Annotated in this window: 1 protein-coding gene; it reads right to left on the reverse strand. The window is 56.5% G+C overall.

Annotated features, from left to right (window positions below):
* A partial coding sequence (locus ED655_RS03320) for a glycosyltransferase (protein WP_122048993.1) occupies positions 1–1,250 on the reverse strand: 1,250 nt, incomplete at its 3' end.
* Positions 1,251–1,279: the final 29 nt, after the last annotated feature.

A 1,279-nucleotide genomic window follows, 5' to 3' on the forward strand; every position in this document is an offset into this window, starting at 1 on the left:
GCAGCCTGAAGCGGGGCAGGATCATTGATGATCGGGATAAGCGAGCCATTCACGCCATCCACAATCTCCTCGGACTGTCCTCCGGGGGCGGTGGAGATTACCCAGACGTCACGTGAGAGAGCCTCACGAACAGTCAGACCGTAGCTTTCGCGCCATTGCGAAGGGAAAAGAAGCACATCAACCTGATCGTAGAAATCATCCAGCCCAGCCTGATTATAGGCAGGAACGGTCCTGATCGTGCCTTTGACCAGCCATTCAGAGGTGTCGATCGAGGGGAAGCCGAGATTGAGCGTGTTATCGACGAGTACTAATTCCCAATCGTTGCGATCGAGCTTCTCGAACGCCTTGCGTATCAGGTCAAAACCCTTGACGAAACCGATGCCCCCCACAAATCCGAAACGCAGCTTCGTGCCCGGTTCACGCTGTGCTTTGGGGCGGGACGGCCATGTGAACCCGTTTCGATTGATTATAATGCGCTCGGCGGGGACGCCATTGCGCACATAGAGGTTCTTGTGTTCCTCCGACGGGCTCAAGATGGCGGCAGCGCCAGCAAGGGCCTGGCGCATAACCTTGCGGCGCTCGTTCAGGTAATTGGCTCGCGTAGATTCACCGGGCGCCAGAGGGACATCATTGCTCTCCAGGTGATACTGGCCATCGTCGCGTGTGATGAACAGGTTATCCGACAGCCACCAGCAATCATGAAGGCTGATCACATAGGGAATACCGCGTTTCTGACAGGCCCTTGCCATGCCTGTACCCATTTCCTGGATGGCATGAAAATGTACGAGATCGACATCCCAGGCATCAATCCATCGCTCGATCTGTCGTGCCACAGTGACATTGTCTGACGATCCGTTGCGGCCTGCGACGACTGAAAAGACATCCGTATCCAGAATCCGGTAACGCAGGGCGCCATCAGGCAGATCCTGAAAGACAGGGCGCGTGGTCATGACACTGTTTTCAAATCCTGCCTTGGCGAGTGGGCCAAGAAGTGCCTCTACCACGATTGTAGCCCCGCCAAATGAACGCAGCGCCATGAACACATTGACCTGAAGAATACGGGGTGCCTTGTGTCCGAAAGACGGCGGCCTTCCAAAAACCGGTTCCGCCTGCTGGGTCAGAATCCGCTCCGGGGCGTAAAGATCCAGCGCAGTTGCTCTTGCGGTCTCTCCCATACGCTCACGCAGCGCAGGATCATGGGCCAAGGTAAGAAGTGCATCGCGCCATTCCTCGGCACTACGCGCAAGCATACCGTTCTCTCCGGTCCTGATAACGCGCT

It is taken from the genome of Asaia bogorensis, from assembly GCF_900465345.1.
In the GTDB taxonomy this organism is placed as follows: domain Bacteria; phylum Pseudomonadota; class Alphaproteobacteria; order Acetobacterales; family Acetobacteraceae; genus Asaia; species Asaia bogorensis_A.